The organism is Acidobacteriota bacterium (assembly GCA_030774055.1).
Taxonomy (GTDB): domain Bacteria; phylum Acidobacteriota; class Terriglobia; order Terriglobales; family Acidobacteriaceae; genus JACPNR01.
This window is the reverse complement of record JALYLW010000125.1, coordinates 1-23,740: the sequence shown is the minus strand read 5'-3', so window position 1 is coordinate 23,740 and position 23,740 is coordinate 1. Positions and strand designations below refer to the sequence as shown.

Annotated in this window: 30 protein-coding genes; 23 read left to right on the top strand and 7 right to left on the bottom strand. The window is 63.7% G+C overall.

What is annotated here, in order from left to right; genetic code table 11:
• Positions 1-151: 151 nt before the first annotated feature.
• Positions 152-997: a thioredoxin family protein gene (locus M3P27_10565; GenBank protein MDP9268749.1), complete on the bottom strand. Its 846-nt coding sequence runs from the start codon at positions 995-997 to the stop codon at positions 152-154.
• A 287-nt stretch (positions 998-1,284) separates the two neighbouring features.
• Here M3P27_10565 and M3P27_10560 point away from each other — a divergent pair, with 287 nt between their 5' ends.
• From M3P27_10560 to M3P27_10550, 3 genes are all read left to right on the top strand, one after another.
• Positions 1,285-2,112 carry a DUF5715 family protein gene (locus M3P27_10560; protein MDP9268748.1) on the top strand — a complete coding sequence of 276 codons (828 nt, stop codon included), beginning with the start codon at positions 1,285-1,287 and terminating at the stop codon, positions 2,110-2,112.
• 95 nt (positions 2,113-2,207) lie between these two features.
• Positions 2,208-2,954 (top strand): PilZ domain-containing protein, encoded by a 747-nt coding sequence (locus M3P27_10555; GenBank protein MDP9268747.1) that lies wholly within the window; start codon positions 2,208-2,210, stop codon positions 2,952-2,954.
• Positions 2,955-3,000: 46 nt separating this feature from the next.
• Positions 3,001-3,786 (top strand): sulfite exporter TauE/SafE family protein, encoded by a 786-nt coding sequence (locus tag M3P27_10550; GenBank protein ID MDP9268746.1) that lies wholly within the window; start codon positions 3,001-3,003, stop codon positions 3,784-3,786.
• 215 nt (positions 3,787-4,001) lie between these two features.
• Here the strand turns inward: M3P27_10550 and M3P27_10545 are convergent, their stop codons facing one another.
• The 3 genes from M3P27_10545 to M3P27_10535 form a co-directional block, all read right to left on the bottom strand.
• Positions 4,002-4,499: a cyclic nucleotide-binding domain-containing protein gene (locus M3P27_10545; protein ID MDP9268745.1), complete on the bottom strand. Its 498-nt coding sequence runs from the start codon at positions 4,497-4,499 to the stop codon at positions 4,002-4,004.
• A 149-nt stretch (positions 4,500-4,648) separates the two neighbouring features.
• Positions 4,649-4,834 (bottom strand): hypothetical protein, encoded by a 186-nt coding sequence (locus M3P27_10540; GenBank protein ID MDP9268744.1) that lies wholly within the window; start codon positions 4,832-4,834, stop codon positions 4,649-4,651.
• A 156-nt stretch (positions 4,835-4,990) separates the two neighbouring features.
• The gene (locus M3P27_10535; GenBank protein MDP9268743.1) at positions 4,991-7,174 is read right to left on the bottom strand and encodes a DUF5916 domain-containing protein; all 2,184 of its coding nucleotides are present in this window, start codon (positions 7,172-7,174) and stop codon (positions 4,991-4,993) included.
• Positions 7,175-7,360: 186 nt separating this feature from the next.
• On the opposite strand from M3P27_10535, the gene M3P27_10530 reads away from it, so the two are divergent.
• From M3P27_10530 to M3P27_10520, 3 genes are all read left to right on the top strand, one after another.
• Positions 7,361-8,236 carry a DUF1259 domain-containing protein gene (locus tag M3P27_10530; protein MDP9268742.1) on the top strand — a complete coding sequence of 292 codons (876 nt, stop codon included), beginning with the start codon at positions 7,361-7,363 and terminating at the stop codon, positions 8,234-8,236.
• A gap of 4 nt (positions 8,237-8,240) precedes the next feature.
• Positions 8,241-8,510, top strand: coding sequence for a SemiSWEET transporter (locus M3P27_10525; GenBank protein ID MDP9268741.1), 270 nt, complete (start codon positions 8,241-8,243; stop codon positions 8,508-8,510).
• 170 nt (positions 8,511-8,680) lie between these two features.
• Positions 8,681-9,403 carry a PilZ domain-containing protein gene (locus M3P27_10520; protein MDP9268740.1) on the top strand — a complete coding sequence of 241 codons (723 nt, stop codon included), beginning with the start codon at positions 8,681-8,683 and terminating at the stop codon, positions 9,401-9,403.
• 25 nt (positions 9,404-9,428) lie between these two features.
• Here M3P27_10520 and M3P27_10515 read toward each other — a convergent pair whose 3' ends face one another.
• The gene (locus M3P27_10515; GenBank protein MDP9268739.1) at positions 9,429-10,034 is read right to left on the bottom strand and encodes a nuclear transport factor 2 family protein; all 606 of its coding nucleotides are present in this window, start codon (positions 10,032-10,034) and stop codon (positions 9,429-9,431) included.
• A gap of 160 nt (positions 10,035-10,194) precedes the next feature.
• Between M3P27_10515 and M3P27_10510 the strand changes: the two genes are divergently transcribed.
• From M3P27_10510 to lpxC, 13 genes are all read left to right on the top strand, one after another.
• Positions 10,195-10,488 (top strand): hypothetical protein, encoded by a 294-nt coding sequence (locus M3P27_10510; GenBank protein MDP9268738.1) that lies wholly within the window; start codon positions 10,195-10,197, stop codon positions 10,486-10,488.
• A gap of 132 nt (positions 10,489-10,620) precedes the next feature.
• On the top strand, positions 10,621-11,139 hold the full coding sequence (gene rplU, locus M3P27_10505; GenBank protein ID MDP9268737.1) for a 50S ribosomal protein L21: 519 nt from the start codon (positions 10,621-10,623) through the stop codon (positions 11,137-11,139).
• Between the two features lie 18 nt (positions 11,140-11,157).
• Positions 11,158-11,427: a 50S ribosomal protein L27 gene (gene rpmA, locus M3P27_10500; protein MDP9268736.1), complete on the top strand. Its 270-nt coding sequence runs from the start codon at positions 11,158-11,160 to the stop codon at positions 11,425-11,427.
• A gap of 177 nt (positions 11,428-11,604) precedes the next feature.
• Positions 11,605-12,837 carry a GTPase ObgE gene (gene obgE / locus M3P27_10495; GenBank protein MDP9268735.1) on the top strand — a complete coding sequence of 411 codons (1,233 nt, stop codon included), beginning with the start codon at positions 11,605-11,607 and terminating at the stop codon, positions 12,835-12,837.
• Positions 12,838-12,877: 40 nt separating this feature from the next.
• Entirely contained in the window at positions 12,878-13,588 is a 711-nt protein-coding gene (gene nadD, locus M3P27_10490; GenBank protein ID MDP9268734.1) for a nicotinate (nicotinamide) nucleotide adenylyltransferase, read from the top strand.
• A 45-nt stretch (positions 13,589-13,633) separates the two neighbouring features.
• A complete protein-coding gene (rsfS, locus tag M3P27_10485) occupies positions 13,634-14,143 on the top strand; it encodes a ribosome silencing factor (protein ID MDP9268733.1) in 510 nt (169 codons plus the stop codon).
• 59 nt (positions 14,144-14,202) lie between these two features.
• The gene (locus M3P27_10480; GenBank protein ID MDP9268732.1) at positions 14,203-15,201 is read left to right on the top strand and encodes a sigma-54 dependent transcriptional regulator; all 999 of its coding nucleotides are present in this window, start codon (positions 14,203-14,205) and stop codon (positions 15,199-15,201) included.
• 36 nt (positions 15,202-15,237) lie between these two features.
• Positions 15,238-15,681, top strand: a complete 444-nt coding sequence (locus tag M3P27_10475; GenBank protein MDP9268731.1) for a 23S rRNA (pseudouridine(1915)-N(3))-methyltransferase RlmH — start codon at positions 15,238-15,240, stop codon at positions 15,679-15,681.
• 12 nt (positions 15,682-15,693) lie between these two features.
• A complete protein-coding gene (gene cobO / locus M3P27_10470; GenBank protein ID MDP9268730.1) occupies positions 15,694-16,230 on the top strand; it encodes a cob(I)yrinic acid a,c-diamide adenosyltransferase in 537 nt (178 codons plus the stop codon).
• A gap of 120 nt (positions 16,231-16,350) precedes the next feature.
• The gene (accD, locus tag M3P27_10465; GenBank protein ID MDP9268729.1) at positions 16,351-17,193 is read left to right on the top strand and encodes an acetyl-CoA carboxylase, carboxyltransferase subunit beta; all 843 of its coding nucleotides are present in this window, start codon (positions 16,351-16,353) and stop codon (positions 17,191-17,193) included.
• Between the two features lie 90 nt (positions 17,194-17,283).
• Positions 17,284-18,663 carry a bifunctional folylpolyglutamate synthase/dihydrofolate synthase gene (locus M3P27_10460; GenBank protein ID MDP9268728.1) on the top strand — a complete coding sequence of 460 codons (1,380 nt, stop codon included), beginning with the start codon at positions 17,284-17,286 and terminating at the stop codon, positions 18,661-18,663.
• Positions 18,660-19,502: a 1-acyl-sn-glycerol-3-phosphate acyltransferase gene (locus M3P27_10455; GenBank protein ID MDP9268727.1), complete on the top strand. Its 843-nt coding sequence runs from the start codon at positions 18,660-18,662 to the stop codon at positions 19,500-19,502. The genes M3P27_10460 and M3P27_10455 overlap by 4 nt, the downstream gene beginning before the upstream one ends.
• Before the next feature lie 106 nt (positions 19,503-19,608).
• A complete protein-coding gene (lpxC, locus tag M3P27_10450; GenBank protein ID MDP9268726.1) occupies positions 19,609-20,484 on the top strand; it encodes a UDP-3-O-acyl-N-acetylglucosamine deacetylase in 876 nt (291 codons plus the stop codon).
• Between the two features lie 11 nt (positions 20,485-20,495).
• Here lpxC and M3P27_10445 read toward each other — a convergent pair whose 3' ends face one another.
• Positions 20,496-20,756, bottom strand: a complete 261-nt coding sequence (locus M3P27_10445) for a hypothetical protein (GenBank protein MDP9268725.1) — start codon at positions 20,754-20,756, stop codon at positions 20,496-20,498.
• A complete protein-coding gene (locus M3P27_10440) occupies positions 20,756-21,223 on the bottom strand; it encodes a response regulator (protein ID MDP9268724.1) in 468 nt (155 codons plus the stop codon). Before M3P27_10440 ends, M3P27_10445 begins: the two co-directional genes overlap by 1 nt.
• Before the next feature lie 112 nt (positions 21,224-21,335).
• Between M3P27_10440 and M3P27_10435 the strand changes: the two genes are divergently transcribed.
• The 4 genes from M3P27_10435 (at position 21,336) to M3P27_10420 (ending at position 23,659) form a co-directional block, all read left to right on the top strand.
• Positions 21,336-21,707, top strand: coding sequence for a hypothetical protein (locus M3P27_10435; protein MDP9268723.1), 372 nt, complete (start codon positions 21,336-21,338; stop codon positions 21,705-21,707).
• Positions 21,708-21,710: 3 nt separating this feature from the next.
• On the top strand, positions 21,711-22,394 hold the full coding sequence (locus M3P27_10430) for a PilZ domain-containing protein (protein MDP9268722.1): 684 nt from the start codon (positions 21,711-21,713) through the stop codon (positions 22,392-22,394).
• A gap of 18 nt (positions 22,395-22,412) precedes the next feature.
• Positions 22,413-22,928 (top strand): 2-amino-4-hydroxy-6-hydroxymethyldihydropteridine diphosphokinase, encoded by a 516-nt coding sequence (gene folK, locus M3P27_10425; protein ID MDP9268721.1) that lies wholly within the window; start codon positions 22,413-22,415, stop codon positions 22,926-22,928.
• A gap of 443 nt (positions 22,929-23,371) precedes the next feature.
• Positions 23,372-23,659 (top strand): HU family DNA-binding protein, encoded by a 288-nt coding sequence (locus M3P27_10420; protein MDP9268720.1) that lies wholly within the window; start codon positions 23,372-23,374, stop codon positions 23,657-23,659.
• The last annotated feature ends 81 nt before the right edge of the window (positions 23,660-23,740 follow it).

The following is a 23,740-nucleotide window of genomic DNA, read 5'->3' as shown; positions in this document are numbered from 1 at the left end:
CTTCCAACCCGTTCCCCTCCAGCACCTGATTGCCTAGACAATTAATCGCGTCGCAAAGAAAAGGTCACCCGCCGCAGAAGAAAAGCGGCCGCTTGTGTCGGCCGCGCGTGCGCATCTTCGCCGCCATGGTTCAGAGGGCTTGCGACTTTGCTTAAGGCGCCGGCTTCCACTTCTCCAGGAACGCGACCAGGTCTTCCGGGCCGAGGGCGCGCGCCTTCTCGAACTCGCCATTGCGTTGGCTGTAGAGCAGCTTGCCGCGCGCGTCGAGCACGGCGACGCCGGGAATCCCTTTCGCCATGGGGACGTCGTACTTCGTCATCAGGTCCTGATTCCGGTCGCCCTTGCCAATGTCTATGTGGACCACCTTGAAACTCCGCTGGAGCAGCGGCGCCACGTCGGAACGCTCGAACGCTTTATCCAGCACGTGGCAGTCGAAGCACCAGTCCGCGCCAAACACCACCAGCACGCGCTTGTGTTCGCGCGCGGCCGCGGCCAGCGCCGCCGCGATGTTCTGCTTCGCGTTGGCGTCCGCCGGATAGAGCGAGTGCTTCTCGAGCGGCTGCTCGAGACGCGCCGTCTCGGTGCGTTGCGTTCCGGCGATCTGCCATGCGCCGTGGTTACTTGCCCACAGTTGTGCTTCGTTCACATAGAGACGCTTGCGGCCGGGCATCACCAGCATCGCCGTGAACACCACCTGTTTCGCCTTCGCGCCGGCCACCGCTTGCACCTTGGCGATCTCGAGCGCGATCGAGCGCAGGCCCTTGGACTTGAGCCCGGACCAGAATGCGATCTCGTCCTTTGGATCTGAGGTCTTGCCTTGCGGCGACTGGAAGCTGGCGCGCGGATCGGGGAGGTAGATGCGCCCCAGCGCGGCGGCGTCGCCGGCGAGCACTGCCTTGCGCCACGCTTCGAGCGGCGCAAAGTCTTCCGCGGCGCATGCGGTGGTAGCGCCAGCGCTGAGGGCAAGCAGCACCAGCAGCACAGGCATTCGCAGCATTCGCGTCATTGCGTTACCTCCCAGAGTCACGCCCCAGTTTTACGTGCCTCAGGCAGCCCGTTGTCTTAGGCGCCGTACCCTCGGAATCCGCAGTATAGACCGACTGGTCGTATCCCTCTCGTAACCTCTTCTCAGGCCTTTTCCCTATTGCTTTCCCCGCCCAGTGCTCTAGAATCCGCCGAGTCACTCCCCTTAGAACATTTACTGAGTGATAACTACAGTAGGCTCTCCGGCGATAGTGTCTATGCCAGAGTTGCTGCTGGTGGCGAGGCCTCGGTATCCAGTCGATGCGTAAAACGATCCTATTGCTGGCGTTGCTCGCGTTCCTGTCCGACCTGCCACTGCTCGCCGCGGTGAAGAACCCACCCTTGCGCGCCGGCAACCGCAACCTGCAAAGGCAGCGCAAACTGGGGCACGCGCGCCACCTGCGTTCCACCGGACGGCACTGGCGCCTGCGCCGCATCTTCCATATCCCCTGGTCGCCGGTAAAAGGGTCGCGCGAATCGCTGCTGCGGCAGAACGAGCGCACCGACGAGCTCGAGCGCATCCAGGATGACGACCAACTCACCGAACTGACGCAGAGCGGTGCGCTCATCGAGCTGCCCAGCGGACGCACCGTCGGTGTGGCCGGCAACCTGCCGGAAGATCGGCGCTACTGCCGTCCTTGGACCCGCACTTTCGTGGAAGACTTCGCGCGCGATTTCTACGATCAGTTCCACCAGCCCATCACGGTGACCTCCGCGGTGCGCACCGTGGCGGTGCAGAAGAAGTTGCGCCGCCGCAACCGCAATGCCGCTGACATTGACGGCGAACTCGCCTCCCCGCACCTCACCGGCGCCAGCATCGACGTGGGCAAGCGCGGCATGAGCAAAGCACAGCTCAAGTGGTGCCGCGAATACTTGCTCGAGCAGCAGAACCGTGGCTCCATCGACGTGGCCGAGGAATTCCGCCAGCGCGTCTTCCACATCACCGTCTATAAGGACTACGACCTTTCGAAGGTGCGTGACGCTTCAGCGGCCGATGCCGGCGACGCGAACGCGCCCGGCGATCCCACCGTACCGGCGGCGAACGGCCCGCAGGCGCCCCCCACCGGCGAGCAAGACCAGCCTCGCTAAGCGCGGCGCCGTTGCTTCCGCCCGCCTCCATTCCCATGCTTTTTCCCGCCGCGGATTTTGCCGGGCTCGCGCTAAACATTTATGATGAGCGGCTTATGGCGGTCGCTTCCAGCTCGCCGAACCCCAAAGTCAGCCCCGCACGCGTAGCCGTATTCCACATCGATGCTCCCGCCGAAGCGGTGGTGCGCGAAGCCTTCAAGCAGTTCAACATCGAGACCGTTCGCGTGGAAGGCGACATCAGCCAGCGGCTGTTCAAAGAGAAGTTCGAGGCCTGCGTGGTGCCACTCGATCATCCTGAAGCCACCGCGATCCTCGAAGCCGCGCGCAGTTCGCCTTCGAATCGGCGGCTCGTCATCTACGCCATCGCCGCCGATTCCGCCGAGACGCTGCGTTTCTCCAAGCACGGACTGAACGTGGTGCTGCCGCGTCCGCTCGATCGGCAGGCAGCGTTGCGGGCGGTGCGTGCCAGCCATCTGCTGGTGCTGCACGAGCTGCGCCGCTACGTTCGCGTGCCCGTGGTGGTCGAGGTGAAGCTGGAGAGTGAGCGGGGCTCGAAGCTCACCGCCGCTACCATGGAAGTCTCCGGCGGTGGCATGTCACTCTCGACCGCGGGGAAAGCGATCTCGGGCGAAAACGTGACGGTCACGTTCGCGCTGCCCGCCGCTTCGAAGCTTGGCGGTTCGAAGGTCAATGACGCGAAGGTCACCGCGCGCGCCATCGTGTGCTGGGCGCGGGTGTCGGATGACCGCCTCGGCGAGATGATGTTCGGCATCCGCTTCCAGGCCGACGACGATCGCCGCTTCGCGGTGAAGGAATGGATCGAAGCCTACCTCGATATGTAGATCGGCGATAGGTAAGAAGTCAGCCGTGCGTCCGCTAAACTAGACTGTGCCGCACGTTCCCATCCCGCACGCCGTCTTGTTGTTCTTCGCCGCGGTCGTGGCCGGAGTCATCAACTCCGTCGCCGGCGGCGGCGGGTTCATCACCTTTCCCGCACTCGTCTTCGCCGGCATTCCTGCCGTCAACGCCAACGCCACCAGCACGGTCGCGCTCTGGCCCGGGACGGTCGCCTCCTCCGGGGCCTACCGGCGCGAACTTCAGCACAAGACGCAATGGCTGGCGATGCTGCCGCTGCTCATCGTGAGCCTTTTCGGCGCCGTTGCCGGCGCGATGCTGCTGCTGCGAACGCCGCAACACGTCTTCATGCGCATCATCCCCTGGCTGCTGCTCGGCGCCACGCTGCTGTTCATCTTCGGCGGACGCATCTCGCAGTTCATCCGCGCGCGCATGCACCAGCACAAGCGGGCGGACGCGCTGCATCTCGCCGGCATCACCATCCTGCAGCTCGTCACCTCGGTCTACATCGGATACTTCGGCGCCGGCGCCGGCATGATCATGCTCGCGCTCTTCGCGCTCATGGGGATGGAGAACATCCACAACATGAATGCCTTCAAGACGGTGCTGGCGAGCGTGGCCAACGGCGTGGCCGTCATCACCTTCATCTTCGCTGGGGCCGTCGCTTGGCCGCAGGCGGTGCTGATGATCGTGGGCGCGGCCATCGGCGGATACGGCGGCGCTTACTTCGCGCAGAAACTCGACCCGGTCGCGGTGCGCCGCATCGTCATCGTCATCGGCCTCGCCATGACGGCGTACTTCTTCCTCCATCCGCAGTAGCCTGGGCCAAGCGCACACTGATCCCTGACGGTCGCGCGCGCGTGCGCGTTCAGTCTTGCAGGTAGGCGTTGAGCCGCCGGGAATCTATTTCCAAAACGCCGTTATAGTGGATGTAGCCCTTCTTCCGAAACGCGTTCATGAAAGCGCTGACTCGCGAGCGAGTGGTACCGACCATCTCCGCGAGCACGGTTTGGCTGAGCGGGGTGGTGGAGGGTTCACCCTTCGGTCCCGGGGTCACGCCCTTGTTCTGCAAGAGGAATCCGCGCCAGGCGTCGCTCGCTGTAGTTGAGGAAGTGATCGGCCAGGTCGGCCTTCAAGCGGACCGCCTGTGCCAGCAGCCAGTCGATGAAAATGGCTGCAAACGCCGGGTCGCGAGCGAGCTCGCGACGGAAAGCGGCTTTTTCCAGGCGAGTGATTGTGGACGTGCCGACAGAGATCGCCGTCGACATGCGGTGCAGCTCTCGTCCCAGGCAGCCTTCCCCAAAAAGATCACCCTTATAGAGGACGGCAAGCACGGCTTTCTTGCGACGGTGCTTGGAGCCCATCGTGAGTTTCACCATGCCGTTTTGGAGGAAGAAGACGGCATCGGCGGGACCGCCTTGTGAATAGATGGCTTCTTTGTCGCGGTAGGCCCGAATGCTTCTCCCGGGGCCGGCCTGTTCGAGGAATGCCGCGGGGCCGGGCGGGAGCGTACGTTTCGTCCTGTTTGCCATTCGGGTCTTCTCGCACGATCAAGTCGAGAAACTGGCCAGCTGCCGGCAAGCGTAGCTGCAATGAACCAACTCGTCTAGATGTTCAAGTTTGAACAGCCCGCAGGGCGAGGAACTTCGGGCAAAACCCGCCCCATCGGAGCAGTCACGGTTTAGGCGGGCTTGGTGCTCAGCCTGGTCGCCACCAACACGTCCAAGAATGTGGCGCAGGCGTGGATGGTCCCTGAGATCGCCATGAGCGCCGCCGTCAGAAGGGAGTACTTCTCCGCGACCGACTCCAGACGGGCACTTACTTTTCGTAACTGATTCGCTTGTATGGTGAGAACTTTGGCAGGCATCGAACCGACCTTTCCACGCGGCTAAGGGCGAGACGACTTCAGATGGGCTGCCTTAGTTCAGATGACCTGAATGAGGAGGAGAGCTTCACCTCAGTCTTGAATATATCATAATGATTTATTTCTGTCAAAACACATATCTGTAGGAAGAGGAGCAGGTCAGAACGGGAACAGGTACGACACTTTCACGAACACCTCGTTGCCCAGGTCGGCGCGGTCGAGCGGAGACGTCCGCTGGTGGTTGTAGCCGAGGTAGAAGGCCGAGCGCGCGGTAAAGTCGTAAGCGACGAGCGCGTTCACGTTGATGTCGTTGCCGTGCTTGTCGTCGCCGTATTGTGCCAGCACGCGGGCGCGCCACTTGGGCGTGAACTGATAATTGATGCGCGAGATGAGGAAGCGCCGGTCCTGGTAGAAGGCGCCGTCGAGCAGATACTCGCGCGCGAGCACCCCGGCGAGCTGCCATTTCATGTGCGCGCCGAGCCGGGCTTTCACGCCCACGTCCCAGCGGCGCTGGAAGCCGTGAAAGTTCTCCTCGAACTGCACGAACTTGCCGCTGGTCAGCAAGACGTCGAGGTAGACGGCGCGATTCGGATTCGTCTGTACCTGGAAGCGGTACTTCGGATCCTGGTAGAGGGTGAAGCTGGGCAGCCGTCCGAAGGTGGGCGTGAAGGTGAAGAAGCGCGCGCGGTCGTAATGGAAGGACGCGCGCACCAACCAGAAGTTCTTGAGCTGCGCGCGCAATACCAGATCGGCGCCGGCGTCTTCGAGCGCGCCATTCACGTTGGTGGACTGGTCGTAGTTGGCTTCGAGAAAGAGCTGGCGGATGAAATACCGGTTGATGAACGGTTTGTAGATGAGGTCGAGATCGCCGTTGTACCTGCCGATCTCAGGCTCGAAGCCGATGGAGCTGACGTCCACGCGATCGCCCAGGAACTTGGCGCTGGCGTTGACGAAGAAGCGCTCGGAGTTGAACTGGTAGTGGCTCAGCCAGCCGAGGTTCTCTCCGGTCACGCCGGCGCTTCTAATGCCCGGAAGCCCGTCGTTGGTGTTGAGCATGACCTGCGACTGCCAGCTGACGTGCTCGCCGTGAAGGATGTTGAGGTCCACCGCATACGCCGACTGGCTTTGGCCCACGACGGCGGCGCCGGAGGGAGCGTCGCCTTGGGTGCGGGTGACGGCGAGGAAGCCGGCCGACGACTTCTTGAAGATGTCGCGCTGCAAGCGCAGCACGCCGAAGAGCGCACCGGGAGAGAGTCCGGGCGTGCCGCGGTTGGGCTCGACCAGCGCGGTCCGCTGGGTCAGCGCTTCGAGCACTCCCACGGTCCAGCGGCCAACCTTGCCGGTGATCTTGCCACCCTCGAGGATGCGCTGCGGCTCACCATCGTCGAGGCGCGCACCGATGCGGCGGGTGAAGAAGAGCAGCATCGGCGTTTGGAAATAGTTGGCGCCTTCGGTGAAGAACTGCCGCTTTTCCGGAAAGAAGATCTCGAAGCGCGAGAGCTCGGTGTTGAACTCGTCTGCCTCGGTGTCGCCAAAATCGGGATTGAAGGTGAGGTTGGCGGTGAGGTTGGGAGTGAATCCCCAGCGGACGTCGAGCCCGCCGGTGGCGCTTGCGCCCTCGAATTTCGGCAGCCACGGGCTGGCGCGATAGCGCGTGCTGAAGTAGGGGATGAACTCGAGGTTCTTCCCCGTCTCGAGGCCGTGCAGTCCGCTCAGCTCGCCGAGCTTCGAAGGACGCATGAAGCCATCAAAGCGGGCGATCTCCCTCCAGGCGGCGAGCTCGTTCTTGCGCGGGATGGTGCGGTTGATGTTCAGTCCCCAGGTCTGCTCGGCGGCGTGCGGGATGCGGAGCGACCGGAACGGGATGCGGATCTCAGCGCTCCATCCCCAGGGCTGGCGCTTGGCGGCGCTGTACCAGATGCCGTCCCAGGTAGGATCGTGGACGTCGATAAAACCGCCATGGCCGCTATCGGTCGAGGCCGCGTCAAACTGTATGCCGCTGGAGTTGATACTGAAGTAGAAGCCGGTGCGGTGATCGTTGAAGGTATCGATCAGCACGTCCACCGAGTCGGAGCCGGTATCGGCATCGTGCGCGCCCAGGCGATAGATCACCTTGTTGGGCTCGGAGTCGTAACAGCGGAAGCCGAAATAGATGTTATGACTGTCGTAGAAGATCAGGGCTTCCGTCTTCTCGCTGACCGGCTTGCCGAGATCGGGTTCGGTCTGGATGAATCCATCGATCAGGGCGGCTTGCTGCCAGGCGGGCTCATCCAACTCGCCATCCATGCGGATGCGAGCCGCCGGACCGTCGAGGCGCACCGCGGCAACGCTCTTGCTGGGCACTGCAGCCGAGTGTGGTTGCGACAGCGGAGAGGGAGGAACAGCGGGTTGCTGCGCGTCCGTGCCGAGGCAGAGAATCAAAGTCGCCGCGGCCAGCGCGGTGGCCGGCGTTCTCAGAGGATTTCTCACGAGAGGCGTTCATTACAACAAGGAGAGTCGTACATGAAAAGGGTTAGTTTTATTTTCCTGATGGCTTTATTCGCACTGCCAATCTTTTCCCAGGAAGGGCCAGCGGATGACTGGAAGCCGGTAGAACAGGCATTGGGCCGGAGCGGCGATCGCCAACCCGATGGCGCCATCAAGTTCAGCTTCCCGCGTTCTGATCTGCACGTGAGTCTGCAAGGCACTCCGATCGCGACCGGGCTCGCGTTTGGAGGCTGGGTGGCATTCTTCCCTGCCGGCGGCGGCGACGCGATGGCGATGGGCGACCTCGTCCTCACCGAGGACGAACTTCCCAAGACAATGACCAGGTTGCTCGGGTCTTCAGGACCGGGAACGACGGTCGAGGTGACAGCCGTCCACAATCATCTGCAGAATGAGACGCCACGCGTGATGTATATGCACATCTCGGGACACGGCAAGGCGTTGAACCTGGCGCAGGCGATCGCTGCCGCACTGGCCATGACCGCCGTTCCTCCTCCGCCACCCGCGGGAATGCCGGCCAGTGGCGCCGTGCTCCCGGTGGATGCGAAGAAGATAGACGCCTGCATGGGTGCGGCCGGAAAAGTGAAAGCGCCGGTGATAGCGTTCGCTCTCCCGACTACTGGACCAGTGAGCGAGCACGGCGTCACGGTGCCGGCTTCGGCAGGAGTGAACACGGCCATCAACCTGCAGTTCGTTTCTGCTGGGCGCACGCTCGGCACCGGCGACTTCGTGCTCGTGGCGGAGCGCGTGAATGCGGTGGCCAAGACGCTGACCGACGGCGGTATTCGCGTGACCGCGTTGCACAGCCACATGCTCGATGAATCGCCGCGGCTCTTCTTCATGCATTTCTGGGCGGATGGCGATCCGGGCGCCGTTTGCGCGACACTACGCAAAGCGCTCAACGCGGCGGTGGGGAAATGAGCGCATGACGGAGCACACCGTCACACTCATCGGATTCGCGGCCGGCACGCTGACCACGCTGTCGTTCGTTCCCCAGGTGCTCCACACCCGGAAAACGAAGCGCTGCGACGACCTCTCCTTCGGCATGCTGCTCAGCTTCGGCAGCGGCGTGGCACTGTGGCTGGCGTATGGGATCGCGTTGCGCGCGCTGCCCATCATCGCCGCCAATAGCGTGACGCTGGCGCTGATCACCGCCATCATCCTTATGAAGCTGCGCTACGCTGCGCGACGATGAAGCGCCTCGCTCCGGCCAAAGTCTAGCCGCAGCGCGTCGTAGGCGGAAGAAACGCGCGGCTCTACCAAGCTCACTTCCCTTCGCCGCGGACCCGGTGTAGGCTTTGCCCTGCTTTTCGGAGATCGCGGACAGGAATGCCCCCTCCCGTCCCGTTTGCCAGGATGCCTGACATGAGTGCTACTTCGTCTGCCGGCCTGCCCGCCGGGATGCATAAGCCTGCCGCGCGCGCCATCATGTTCGCGCTCAACCCGGAGACTGCGGCCCTGCTGCGCGACTGCTTTCGCCAGTTCGGTGTCGACGCCATCCCGGAAGAAGACCGCAGCGGCGCGCGCCTGCAGCGCGAGAAGTTCGAAGCCTGCGTGGTCTCGCTCGAGGACCCCATGGCCGCGCAGCTCATGCAGACGGCGCGCACCTCGCCTTCGAACCATCGCATCCTCATCTACGGGCTGGCCTCGAGCACGATGCAGGCGCTGAGCTACTCGAAGTACGGCGTGAACGCCATCATCGACGTGCCGGTGAACCGCTCCTCCGCCCTCAAGGTGGTGCGTGGCAGCCACCTGCTGGTGCTGAACGAGCTGCGTCGCTACGCCCGCGTGCCCATCGTTACGCAGGTGCGGTTGGAGACCGAGCAGCGTAACTTCGACGCTGTCACGGTGGAGATCAGTGCCGGCGGCCTGTCGCTGCGCACCGACCGCTCGCTGCTGATGAACTCGTCGGTCGGGCTCACCTTCACGTTGCCCGACGCGAGCGGGACAAAAGCCAGCGAGATCAAGGTCCGCGGCGTGGTGGCATGGGTGAACGCGCAGGACCAGCGCGTCGGCATCCGCTTCGACCCGGCGGATCAGCGCCGCGCTGCCGTCAAACAGTGGGTCGACAAGTACCTCGACATCTAGAACAGTCGCTACCCACTAGCTGCTTTTACTTGAACGGGTCGGTCGGCTTCTTCTCGAGCTGGGTCGCCGGTTGTGCCGCCGGCTTCAGCCCCGGCGCCGCTGCGCCGGATAGCGGCGCACTCACGTGCTCATGCACCACCACCCACTCGTTGTTGCGGCGCTCGAGCACGACCGTCCAGCGCAGATCGAGTTTTTGCAGCGTGCCGTCGGCAAGCGTCCCCAGCACGTTCCACGTCGCGGTGGCGTAGGCAAGGTCGCCCTTCCAGTGGACGCTCGCATCCTCATTCAGCCGGATGCTCAGGCTCTGATAGTTCTGAAAGAGTTTTTTTGACCCGACGTAGTACTCGTCCCAGCCTTTGTATTGGAAGGGCGCAAGGTCGAAGAAGACCAGGTCAGCGTCCTTGGCGTAGTAGCGCGAGGCGGTGTCGGGATCCATGGTGGACCAGGCGTTCAACACCTCTTGCAGACGCTTGCGCAGTTGCTCGCCCGCCTCGGCGTCGGTGAGTGGCGGCTGCGTCGGAGAGGCGGCGGCGGAGGTTCGCGGCTGGCGCCTCGGTTTCGTTTGCGCGGAGCCCATGGCGACGTGCAACGTCAGGAAAACAAGCAGCAAAAAGACGAAGAGTCTCTTCATAAGCCCCCTCAGAAGCGGCGATTGTCCTCTGCCGCAGCTCGCAGCGTCAACTCAATGGAATCGTGCGGCAGAGCTGGAATTCTTTGCCTAGTTTCGCTATCTGGCACAACCTCTGCTCGCGGATGCGACTCCCATCAGTAGTTCCCCGATTCGAGCCTGGGTGTACATCGAGTCCGCTAGAAGCAAACAAAACCGCCGTGTCCGCCGCTCTGCCAAGCTCCTGGAGTTCGCTCGTTCGGAGAACGGACGCCGCGTCGTGCCCCATCTCGTCCTCGAGCCGGCCCCGCCGGAAGAGGCCGGGTGGGTGGGCAAGTACCTTGAGCTCGCCGACCACGCGCTCAACAATCACGACCTCGCTGATCCGGCGGAACGCTCCGGCGTTAAGTCCGGCGTTAAGCCCGGCGTCACGTCCGGCACGCCGGACTCGTCCGGCACGGTGCGCCGCCGGGCCTAGGACTGCAGACCCTGACGGCTGGCCAGAATCGCCGTTCCTCTGCTAAAATTGCGTCTGCTAGAATTACCAGGTTTGCCTGTAGTTCCAATCCTCTACAGTCAATAGGGTTTCATCTTTTTTGGAGGCGATTCTATGTACGCGGTCATCCGCGCCGGGGGAAAGCAGTATCGCGTCGCGCCCGGGGACGTGATCAGGGTGGAGAAAACCCCTGCCTCGAACGGGAAGATCGAGTTCACCGACGTGCTCGCCGTGAGCGGCGAGGCGGGCCAGATCGGCCGTCCGGAAGCGGGCGCGCGGGTCATCGGCAGCGTGGTCGAGGAAGGCCGCGCCGATAAGATCCTTGTCTTTCACTTCAAGCGGAAGAAACAGTACAAGAAGCTCGCCGGACATCGCCAGCCGTTCACCGCGGTCCGCATCACTGAGATCGCCTTCGACGGGCAGAAGTTCACCGCGCCCGACGAGCCCGCGAAAGAAAAGAAGGAAAAGAAAGAAAAGAAGGTCGAGACGCACGCCGCGGCCCAGAAGCACGAGAAACACGTGGAGAAGAAGACCTCTGCCGCAAAGCATGCCGCCACCAAGCATGCCGCCGCGCGGCACGTCGCCAAGAAGAAGCATACGGCCAAGAAAGCCGATCACAAGAAGAAGAAATAAGGACTGAGAGACTGAGACATGGCACATAAGAAAGGTCTAGGAAGTTCCCGGAACGGCCGCGATTCGAACGCGCAGCGGCTGGGCGTGAAGGCTTTTGGCGGACAGTTCGTCCCCGGCGGCTCCATCATCGTGCGCCAGCGCGGCACGCGCATCAAGCCCGGCCCGAACGTCGGCCGCGGCAAAGACGATACCCTCTTCGCCAAGGTCACCGGCGTGATCAAGTTCACCGACCGCGGCTCCATGGGCAAATTCGTCTCCATCGAACCGGTGGAAGACGAGGCGAATTAGCCGCCGAACAAGCGGCCGCCGAGGAAACTTTCCAGAGGATTCAAGGCCTCGCTTCTTGCGGGGCCTTTGTGTTTCATGCGGCGAGCCGACCAGCGCGCCGAGCCGCTGGCTCAACGGCGTAAAGGTCATCGGCGTTCTTATACTGATTGGCAGTTCGCGGCGTACCCGCACAACACAATGCTTTTCATCGACGAGGCGAAAATCCGGGTGAAGGCGGGCGACGGCGGCAACGGCTGCATGGCCTTCCGGCGGGAGAAATTCGTTCCCCGCGGCGGACCATCGGGCGGCGACGGCGGCCAGGGTGGCGACGTCATCATGGAAGCGAGCGCGCAGCACAACACACTCATCCACTTCCGCTTCAATCCCGAACACAAGGCCGGGCGCGGACGCCACGGCGAAGGCTCGAACTGCACCGGCAAAGACGGCGACAACATCGTGCTCAAAGTTCCGGTAGGGACCATCCTGTACGACGACATGACGGGCGAGCGCGTCCACGACTTCTCCCGGCCCGACGATCGCGTGATCATCGCGCGCGGTGGACGCGGCGGGCGCGGCAACCAGCACTTCGCTACTTCCACCCATCAAGCTCCGCAGGAGCACGAGCAGGGGCGCGAGGGCGAGGAGCGCCACTATCGCCTCGAGCTCAAGCTGCTCGCCGACGTTGGCCTGGTCGGGTATCCCAACGTGGGCAAGTCGACTATCATCTCGCGCATCTCGGCGGCGAAACCGAAGATCGCGGACTATCCCTTCACCACGCTCGAGCCGAACCTGGGCGTGGTGCAGATCGGCAAGCGCGAAGACGGGAACAGCTTCGTGGTCGCGGATATCCCCGGACTGATCGCGGGCGCGCACGAAGGCGCCGGGCTCGGCATCCAGTTCCTGAAACACATCGAGCGCACGCGGCTGCTCGTCCACGTGCTCGACGTTTCGGAGGCCAGTGGACGTCCCGACCCGGTCGAGGACTTCAAGGTCATCATGGCGGAGCTGGCCAGCTTCGGCGCCGGCCTCGAGAAGAAGCCCATGATCGTGGTGGCCAACAAGATCGACGCGGCGCAGATGTTCGCCGCGAGCGATGCCCGTACGGTCGAGACGGGGCTTGCCCCGTCTCGCAACATTTCCCGCGCTAAGAAGAAAAAACCCGCGCCGCGCAAAATGAAGACGCCGAAACCGTCCACCGAGCCCGAGAAACTGGCCCGGCTGCGCGCTTTCGCGAAGCAGAAGCGCTTGCCGTTCTACTCCATCTCCGCCGTGACCGGCGAGGGTCTGGAAGTATTCAAGTACGCGATGTGGGAAGAAGTGAAGCAGGCGCGCACGCAGCACGCCGCTGGGGAGACACGGGCGCATCAGGCCGATCTTGCCGCTGTCGCGCCTGCGGAGCGCAAGCGGCGTCCGCGCGACTGGCGGAAGTAGGCCCGCTTCGTGGTTAAATCCTCAGGGGTGCATTTTAAAGATGAACATAGGCCTCTTCGGCGGCACCTTCGATCCCGTGCATCGCGGACACCTCGCCGTCGCGCGCGCGGCGGCGGAGCGCTTTGCGCTCCAGCAGGTGTTGTTCGTCCCGGCGTCGCATCCGCCACACAAGCAACCTGGGCCGCTCACGCCGTTCCTGCATCGCTACGCCATGCTGGCGCTGGCGCTCGAAGGCGAAAAAGATTTCATCCCCTCATTGCTGGAAGCGCCGCAGTCTGGTGGCAAGGACCGGCCCAGCTACACCCTCGACACGGTCCGCAAGGCGAAGCAGGAGTTGGGGAGAGCGAAGACCGCGCGCCTGTTCGTGATGATCGGCATCGACGCCTTCGAAGACATCGCTAAGTGGCACGAGGCTGTCACGTTGCTGCGCGAGGCTGAGTTCATCATCGCCAGCCGTCCCGGATGGTCGCTCGGCGATGTGGCGGCGGCGCTGCCGGCCGAGATACGTCCGTCGAAAGCGGTGCTGAAGACGTTCGCGCGCGGCACCGGTACCGGCGACGTCGTCCTCGACCAGGGACGCGTGGTGCTGCATCTACTCCCCGAAGTAAAAGTGCCGTTCTCGTCGACGGAAGTGCGGTCGGCGGTCGTGGGCAAGCGGTCGCTGGCGCGATTCGTCATCCCCGAGGTCGCCGAGTACATCCGCAAGCTGCATCTATATCGGGCAAGCGGAAGCGGTGAGCGCCGCCAGTGATTTAGACTAGCCCTTAAGCCTTTAGCCACCAGCCTATAACTACTGATGACGACCACCACGCGCCAGCAAGTCCTGATCGCCCTCTCCGCCTGCGAAGAGAAAAAAGCCGACGCCCTGACCATCCTCGAGATGGACAAGGCCGCTTCCACCTTCACCGATTATTTCGTCATCTGCTCGGGCAGCAATCCGCGGCAGATCCAGGCCATTGCAGACGAGGTGGAGCTGCGGCTGAAGCAGGTGGGCCAGCGCCCCACGCACATCGAGGGATACCAGAAGGCCGAATGGGTGCTGCTCGATTACCTGGACTTCGTCGTCCATGTGTTCGCGCCCGCGGCGCGCGCGTTCTATGACCTCGAGCGCTTGTGGAAGGGCGCCAAGCGCCTCTCCCCCGCCGAGCTGGCGGCGAAACCGCGCAAGGCTGCCACGCGGAAAGCCGCAGTCAAGAAAACTGCGACGAAGCCGGCTGCGCGCAAAGCGACGAAGAGCAAAGCCTCGGCGTCTTCTGCTTCCATGCGCTCGCGCTCGGTGAAGAGGCGCGTGCGTAGAGCCTCCTAGCGGTTCAGAGTGAGGGTCAGGCGAGAGAAGTAGAATACGCGCGGCGTTTCTCGCTGCTCATGGTCCGCGTCCCTCCATCCCGCCCCGCGTCCTCGAGTCCGAGCTCTGCGTTTCCAGCTTTTGATTCGCAAAGGATCTTTGTCGCGCGCGATCCGAAGTCGCTGCAGCTGCTCGAGCAGGTGGAGAAGGTCGCGCCCACCGAAGCCACCGTGTTGATCCGCGGCGAAAGCGGCACGGGCAAAGACCTGCTCGCCGAGCTTGTCCACTTCCTGTCTCTGTCCACGCGCAGCGTTTCCGCGCACAGCAGCGCGCCCTTCGTGAAGATCGATTGCGCCGCGCTGCCGCATGAGCTGGTGGAGAGCGAGCTGTTCGGCTATGAGCGCGGCGCCTTCACCGGCGCCACCGAGATGAAGCGCGGACGCCTCGAATTCGCGGGCGCGGGCACGCTGGTGCTCGACGAGATCGCTGCCCTCTCCATGCCCGCGCAGGCGAAGCTGCTGCGCGTGATCGAGGAGCGCAAATTCGATCGTTTAGGTGGGAGCAAGCCCGTGGCTGTGCAAGCGCGACTCATCGCGCTCACCAACATCGACCTCGAACACGCGGTCGCGCGCAAGACCTTCCGCGAAGACCTCTATTACCGGCTCAACGTGGTGCCGCTCACGGTGGCGCCGCTGCGCGAGCGTCCGGCGGACATCGCGCCGCTCGCCGAGCACCTGCTGGCACAGCTCTCCGAAGTCCATCGCAAGCCGACGCCAAAGTTCTCTACCGCCGCCATGCGCGCGCTGGAACAATACCCGTTCCCGGGAAACGTCCGCGAACTGAGGAACCTCATCGAGCGCGCGTTGGTCTATGGCTCCGGCGGCGAGATCCTGGTGGAAGACCTGCCGGCACACGTGGCCGCTAAGACAGGCGCCAAGCAGACGCTCGAACAGCTCGAGCGCGCGTACATCGCCGAGGTGCTCGAGTTCACGCGCGGAAAGAAGTCGCAGGCGGCGGCCATCCTGGGCATAAGCCGCAAGACGCTGCTGGAAAAGCGCAAGCGCTATGGCTTGGACTGACCGCTTCGCCGCGGGCGATGTGATAAACCTTTATCCGTGAAGCTGCGCATCGCCTGGATCGGCAAAACCAAAGAACCGGCCATCACCGCGCTCACCGCGGAGTACATGAAGCGGCTCGGGCGCTTCGCCGAGGCTGAATCGCTCGAGTCCCCCGACGAGGACGCGCTGCTGAAGTCGGTCGAAAAGCTGGGCGGACGCACCCGTCCGGTGCTCGTGATCCTTGACCAGCGCGGCCGCCAGTTCACCTCGGAAGAATTCTCGCAGTTCCTCAGCGACCAGCAGGACCGCGGCACGCAACAGCTCGTCTTCGCCATCGGTCCGGCAGACGGATTCACCGCTGCTGCCCGCCACGCCGCCGACCTCACGCTCGCCTTCGGCAAGATGACGCTCGCGCACGAACTCGCGCGCGTCGTCTTGCTCGAACAGCTCTATCGCGCGTTTACAATCCTCAAGGGACACCCGTACCACACCGGGCATTGAGACTCCGAAGCAATGGCTGACACGCGCAAAGGCCTCATCATCGTGAACACCGGCCCAGGTAAGGGCAAGACGACCGCTGCCATGGGCACGGCGCTGCGTGCCGTGGGCAATGGCTTGCGCGTGCTGATGCTGCAGTTCCTCAAGGGCTCGTGGCACTATGGCGAGCTCGACGCGGTTGCCGCCTTCGGCGACAAGTTCGTGATGAAGCAGATGGGCCGCGGCTTCGTGAAAGTGGGCGGCGCCGAGACTGATCCCGAAGACGTGAAGCTGGTCGAGGCGGCGTGGGCCGAGGCGGAGCAGGCCATCGTTTCAGGCGAGTGGGATCTCGTCATCCTCGACGAGATCAACTACGCCATCAGCTACAACATGCTCGACCCGCAGAAGGTGGCGGAGGTGTTGAAGCGCAAGCCCGAGCAGGTGCATGTGATATTGACGGGACGCAACGCGCATCCCGCGATCGTCGAGCTGGCCGATACCGTCACCGAGATGCGTGAGGTGAAGCACGCCTACCAGAAGGGCATCATGGCGCAGCGGGGAATCGAGTACTGAGTACCGAGTTGGCCTGCTGGCCATCGGCTCTAGCGGCAGTTGACCGCGCGCTTCTGCATTGTCCTCCAACCATTTAGAATTACAGACTCGCAACTCGGTACTCGCAACTCGGTACTCAAAATGGCCTGGTTCAAGCGCACCGACACCGAACTCGAGATCTCGGCGGACACCAAAAAGGTCCGCACCGAAGGCCTATGGGTGAAGTGTGATGGATGCCGCCAGATCATCTGGAAAAAAGACCTGGAAGAGAACGCGAACGTCTGCCCGAAGTGCGATCGCCACTTCCGCATCGACGCGCGCACGCGCCTCGAGCTGCTGCTCGACCCTGGATTCAAGATCGAAGACACCGGCATCGTCTCCACCGACCCGCTGAAGTTCGTGGACGTCCGCCCGTATGAAGAGCGGCTGCGCAAGGCGCAAGCCGAGACCGAACTCGCCGACGCCATCCTCAACGCCGAAGGCACCATCAAGGGCAAGCCCGTGGTGGTGAGTGCGATGGAGTACTCGTTCATCGGCGGCAGCATGGGCGCGGTCGTGGGCGAGGCCATCACGCGGGCCATCGAGCGCGCGACCTTTCAGCGACATCCGTTGGTCATCGTCTCCGCGTCGGGCGGCGCGCGCATGATGGAAGGCGTGGTCTCGCTCATGCAGATGGCGAAGATTTCCGCCGCGCTGGCGCGGCTGGACGAGGTCAGAGTTCCCTACGTGAGCGTGCTCACCGATCCGACCACCGGCGGCGTGACCGCCAGCTACGCCATGCTCGGCGACCTGAACATCGCGGAGCCGGGCGCGCTCATCGGATTCGCCGGGCCGCGCGTGATCGAGCAGACTATCCGGCAGAAACTGCCCGAGGGATTCCAGCGCTCGGAATTCCTGCTGGAAAAGGGCTTCCTCGACGCCATCGTGCCCCGCCGCGAGCTCAAGGACTACATCGCGCGCGCCTTCGATTTCATGGCGGCGTGAAGCAGCTCCGCCTCCACCCATCGTCATTCTGAGCGAGGCGCGAGCGACGTGAGCGCGAGTCGACGAACCCCTATAGCGACCTGAATCGTCATGAGCACTTACATCCAATCCGTCGAGAAGCTGCTCGCGCTTGGGCATGAGCTCCACCTCACGCCCGCGGCGAAGTTCGATCTCGACCACACGCGCGTGCTGCTCGCGGCGTTGGGCAATCCCGAGCGCCGCTTCGCTTCCGTGCTCATCGCGGGGACGAACGGTAAGGGCTCCACCGCCGCGACGCTCGCTTCCATCCTCGCTGCTGCCGGACACCGCACCGGGCTCTACACCTCGCCGCATCTCCTCCGCATCAACGAGCGGATCGTTGTTTTCTCGAACAGCTGCAACGGAGAGGAGATCTCGGAGCCGGAGTTCGCCGAGATACATCAGCGCGTGGACCAGGCGGCGCAAGAGTTGGTTCAGCAAGGCAAGCTGCCCTGGCATCCGAGTTTCTTCGAGACGCTCACCGCGATGGCCTTCGAGTACTTCGCCTCCACCGGCGTAGAGATCGCCGTGCTCGAGGTTGGCATGGGCGGTCGGCTCGATGCCACCAACGTCACCGAGCCTGCGCTTTCGGTCATCACCGACATCGCGCTCGACCACCAGAAGTTCCTGGGCGATACCATCACCGAGATCGCGCGCGAGAAGGCCGGCATCATCCGCGCCAACGGCGTGCTGGTCACGCTGCCGCAACATCCGGAGGCCAACGAGGTCATCGGCAAGGTGGCGCAGGAGCGCAACGCGCGCGGCGTAAGCGCGGTGCCCTACATGCCGCCAGTCTCGCCCAATGCGGACTCGACTCGTGTGGCGGCCGGCGACTCGCTCGCCGGCCCCTCTCCTGATTTACGCAATCGCTACCAGTTGGAGCTCAACGGCGAGACCATCCTGGTCGACTCTCCCTTGGTCGGACGCCACCAGCTGCGCAACCTCGCACTCGCCATTGCCGCGGCGGTCGAGCTGAACAAGTTCGGCTTCAAGGTAGCAGCCAAGGACATCGCCCGCGGCATCCGCGAGACGCGCTGGCCCGGACGCCTGCAACTTATCGAGCGCGACGGCCAGCAGTATCTGCTCGACGTGGCCCACAACCCTGCCGGGGCGTGGGCGCTGCGCTCGGCGCTGTCGAGCTACTTCGAAGACCGGCCGCTGGTGTTCGTCTTCGCCGCGCTGCGCGATAAGGCCATCGCCGAGATGGCCGACATCCTCTTCCCGCTCGCCGAGCGTGTGGTTGCCACCACGGTCGCGAATCCGCGCGCCGCGTCGCCAGAAGAGATCCGCGATGCCGCTGCTCGCACCGGGGCAGATACGGTTTGCCGCCCAGACCCTGCCGACGCCCTTCGCGTGGCAAAAGACCTCGCCCGCTGCAAAGCGTTGGTTGTGGTCACCGGCTCCATCTATCTTGTCGGCGAAGCCCTGCAGCAGCTCGGCGCCGACCGATGACTTCAACCGATCATCCGATCAACGGAGCACCCGCGACGACCGCGCCAGCGGCGCGCAAAAAAGGTGGCACGCTCAGCTACCTGCGCTCCATCCTGATCCTCAACAACCTGGTCTACCTGTACACCATCGTGCTGGGCGCGATCTCCATGGTCGCATCCGTCTTCGACCGTACCGGACGCCTCCAGCAAGCACTCGCGCGTACCTGGTCGTGGCTCATCTTGAAGACGGCGATGGTGCCCGTCACCGTGAGCGGACGTGAGCGCGTGGATATGACGAAGCCGCATCTCTACGCCTTCAATCATGCCTCGGCGATGGATATCCCCGTGCTCTATGCCCACTTGCCGTTCCAGTTCCGCATCATCGCGAAGCATGAGCTGTTCCGCTATCCCTTCCTGGGCTGGCACCTGCGCCGCTCGGGGCAGATCCCCATCGATCGCGACAATGCGCACGCTTCGTTTCGCAGCCTGCGGAATGCGGTCGGGGGATTGAAGGGTGGCATGCCGCTCGTCGTCTTTCCCGAGGGCGGCCGCAGCCAGACGGGCGAGATTCGGCCGCTCATGCCGGGAGCTTTTTACGTTGCCATCAAAGCGCAGGTGGAAGTGGTCCCCTGCGCGATCGTGGGGACGTATGAAGTGCTGCCCATCAACACGTTTCACATCCATCCCGGCCCGGTGCAGCTTATTTTCGGCGATCCCATCGCAACCGCGGGGCTCACGCTGCACGACATGGAAAAGCTCGCCGTGCGGGTGCAGCGCGCCATCGAAGACCTGTTCTACGCCAATGCACGCGTTGCCGACCCTCGCGTTCCGAACGAGGCGCCTCCGGTCGTCCACGGATAGCCACGCACTGTGGCTAAAATACAACAGCCACATTTCCAGCCTCGGCTGTAATCTATTCATCTACCGGCAGATAACGTTGGCCGCCGAACAGACAATCCGCCGTCCTGTGGAATGCTCCGGGGTAGGTCTGCACAGCGGTGCGCCGGTACGCGTGCGCATCCTGCCGGCCGCGGCGGGCACGGGCGTGGTCTTCCGTCGCACCGATCTCGACAACTTCGAGGTTGAAGCCGTGAGCCGCAACGTGGCGAAAGTGAGCTACGCGACTTCGCTGATGAAGAAGGGCGTGCTCATCTCGACCACCGAGCATCTGCTCTCTGCCTTCATCGGACTGGGCGTGGACAACGCCATCATCGAGCTCGACAACCTGGAGCTTCCCATCCTCGATGGCTCGGCGCAACCGTTCGTGGACATGGTGATGGACGCCGGCCTCAAACAGCAGCGCAAGAAGCGCGCGTATCTCCGCATGCGCAAGGAAGTGGAGGTGCGCGAGGGCGACAAGTTCATCGGCGTTTATCCCGCCGAGGGATACTCGGTCTCGTACGCCATCAACTTCCCGCATCCGCTGATCGGCAACGAGGTTTTCGAGGTGGAGTTATCCGGCGACCGCTATCGCCGCGAGATCGCCCCCGCGCGGACTTTCGGATTCCGCCGCGACGAGCGCCAGATGCGCAACATGGGATTGATCCGCGGCGCCACGCCGGAGAGCTGCATCGTGCTGACGGATGACGGCGTGGAAAACGGTCCGCTGCGTTTTCAGGATGAGTTCGTGCGCCACAAGGTGCTCGACCTCATCGGCGACCTGGCGCTGCTTGGTAAGCGCATCATCGGCCGCGTGGTCGCTGACCGCGCCGGCCACGCCATGCACACCGCCCTGGTCTCGCGTATCCTGCGTGACCGCTCGTTGTGGGAAGAGACTACAGACGAGGCGCCCGCGCGCTCCGCGCCGGCGCTCACTCCCGCCCTCGCCGACCGCCTCATCTAGCAGCGCTGCGCTTAGTGCGCGTGCAGATGGTTGGAGATGGAGAACTGTTTATCGCGGAAGGCGCGGTCGTTCACCCAGTCTTCGAGCGCGCGCCGGATGGGTTTGGCCACTGCGGTCCGCACACCGGCACAGCCGCCGCCCGCCCACGTCACCACCCCCGAGCCGTTGACCACGATCTCGCTCCACGGCAGCGTGAACTGAAAGCGCATCTTGGTGTCGGCCTTCAACTCCACTTGCGAGAGCAGCATGCCCGACTCGCTCAGGTTGGTCATCAGCGCGGAGTGCTCAGTCGTGCACCCTGCGTCGCGCACCGTGTTCCGGACCCAGAGCTGCACATTGACGCAGACGTCCTGGCGAAGTAGCGGCGGCGCTCGCGCGCGATCAATCCGGCGGCGGCGCGCAGCGTGCGCGTGGTGACCTCGACGGTGAGCGGCTTTTCGAGCGTGAAATTCGCCCCTAGCGCGTAGGCCTCGCGCGCCCCGGTGGTGCCGTTGAGCAGCGCAAACGCGATGGCCTGGCGGTTCGAGGGCGTGGCGCGCAGCGCTGGCAGCAGCTCGGCGCCGAGCGGCATGTCGTCGCAGTCCACGAACACGGCATCGTATTTCTGCTGCTCGAGCCGCGACCTGCCGGCCTCCGGATGGGTGCAGACTTCGAGCTCGATGCCGGAAGCGTTGAGGATGCGTTGGATGGCGGTGACGACCTGCGGATCCGGGCTGCACAACAGCGCTTGTGGGCACATAGCGCGATGCTACCGCCGCGCGCGCTTCCCGGCGAGAGTACGAAGGACAGTGCCCAACCGGCCAACCTCGCCATGCCCGATTTCCACCCTCCGTCGTGGTACGATGCGAGCCATGGACCCCGTATTGGATCGCATACGGCGTGTCACTGATGAGCTCCACGCGCTCGAATCAGACCTGCAGAAGATCGGAGCTACCTCCGGCGACGGCCCGGTCCCATTGCTCGATGAGCAGTCCAGCATCAAGCTCCTGAGCGACCTAAAGGTCGCCGTGGACAACGTGCGCACGTTTCTGTGGGCATATATCGAGCGCATCGCCGACGGCAATCGGATGATGCTGGGCCAAGCCCTGCACAGTGCGCGCTTGAACCGCGTCTCTGCCATGCTGCACATGTTGAATGAGACCGAGCACCAGGCTGCCCCGGGTTCGCCGCGTTCCATCACCGACATCGTCAACGCGGTCATTCGGAGTGAGCCGGGAAAGTAAGCGATGCCGCCGGACTCGGAAGTCCCCGTCTACGGAGGGTACCTTGCGCCAGGGCCGCGCATCGCTGCGTTCGGACTCGAGCCCGGCGAGCGCGAGCGCTTGCAGAACGCTTTTCGCAACGTGAAGCTGGCGGTGGAGGTGGTCGCGCTGACCACGCTGCCCCCAGACCAGCCCTTCGACGGCGCCATCCTGCGCGCCGATGATGAGGCGCCGCCCCTGCTCACGGCTCTCCGCGCCCGCAGCCGGCGCATGATCATCTACCTGGTCGGCCCCCTGCCAGCGATCGCACACCTGGCGCACTTCGGAGTGAATGCAGCGCTCGAAGCCATGACCGAAGCGGCCATCTCGCGCGCGGTGGAGCATACCTACCTGTTGCTCGCCGGCCAGCTGCGGCGCCACACCCGCGTCCCGCTGTACGTCCCGGTGAGTATCCAGGCGGGGGCGGAGTCGTTCACCGCCATCACCGAAGATCTGAGCGGCGGTGGCATCTCGGTGCACTCGGTACCTTCGTCGGTGATCACCATGGGGCAGGCCGTGACGGTGCGCATCCTGCTTCCGGGGAATGAGGCCATGCTGATACCAGGGGGCATCATCTGCCGGATCTCCGGCGGCAGGGTTGGCGTGCAGTTCGAGCGCGGCCCCGAACAAGCCCGCCTGCGCAAGTGGGTGGAAGACTTCCTGGAATAATCTGCGACAATCGGCGGTGTGAAGAAGCTCGTCTACCTCGGCCTCGGCTCGAACCTCGGCGACCGCCGCGCGAATCTCGAGGCCGCGATCAGCCGCATTGCCGAGCTGGGCGCCATCGTCGCGCAGTCTTCTCTCTACGAGACTGAGCCGGTGGATATGGCGCCCGCGCCCCATTCGGGCACGCCGCAATGGTTCCTGAACTGCGTGCTCACCCTCGAGACCGAACTCATGCCCAAGCAACTGCTCTCGCGCCTGCTCGAGATCGAGCGCGCTTTGGGACGGAAGCGCTCCCGCGCTTCTCAAGCGCGGAAGACCCCGCGGACCATCGACCTCGATGTCCTGCTCTTCGGCAACTCCATCGTGGAGACGGCCGGGCTGGTCATCCCGCATCCGGCGATGCACCAGCGCCGCTTCGTGCTCGAGCCGCTGGCCGAGATCGCACCCGAGACGCGGCATCCCGTCTTCAAACGGACGATGAGGGAGCTGCGCGACGCCCTGCCCAAGGAACCCGGCAAGGTAAAAAAAGTGCCGTAAAAAAGCTGGGACCGTAACCAGCGAGGCACGGACACACACGCTGCGAGTCGCAGCCTGGCGCGTGTTCAGCCGCTTCCCGAGACGCTCGGGAGCCGCGATTTCCGCGGGTTTTCCACAGCCTCGTCCGAGGCCGGGTCGTCGGCGGGTGCGTGCGGAAGGGTCTTCTTTTCCGCACCTTAGCCACGCTTTCGCGGCCACGATATGCACAAAGGCCGCGATTTTAGCGGCTTTGCCGCATGGTCCGTCTGTTGCTACTCTGGCCATTAGCCACAGGAAAAACGGCAGGGCCGCAAGGACCACGGCGGGGCATGTGCAAAAAACCCAATAAAAATGCGGTCAAAACGCTTGCCATCTCCGCTTTCCGTTGTAATATGGCCGGTGAAGCAGCATTTCCTGCGTTTCCAGCGTTCCCACGCACTTACTAACAAGGAGGATAGTTCCCTATGTCGATGACCAAGACCCAGATCGTCCGCGCAATGGCGGAGAAGATCGGCACCAACAACAAGACCGCCGCCGCGTTCCTCGAGAACCTGTCGGACATGGCGATCAAAGAAGCCCGCAAGAGTGGCGTGTTCGTTCTGCCCGGCCTCGGCCGCCTGAAAAAAGTGAACCGCAAGGCGCGCATGGGCCGCAACCCGCAGACCGGCGAGCCGATCAAGATCCCCGCGAAGATCACTGCGAAGTTCTATCTCGCGAAGCACGTGAAGGATTCGATCGCCCCGAAGAAGTAGGCGGCGTTTAGCGGGCGTCTGCGCCCGCTGCCGCCATCCCGAGCGAAGCGAGGGATCTCAACCGAATCGATGTTGCAATAC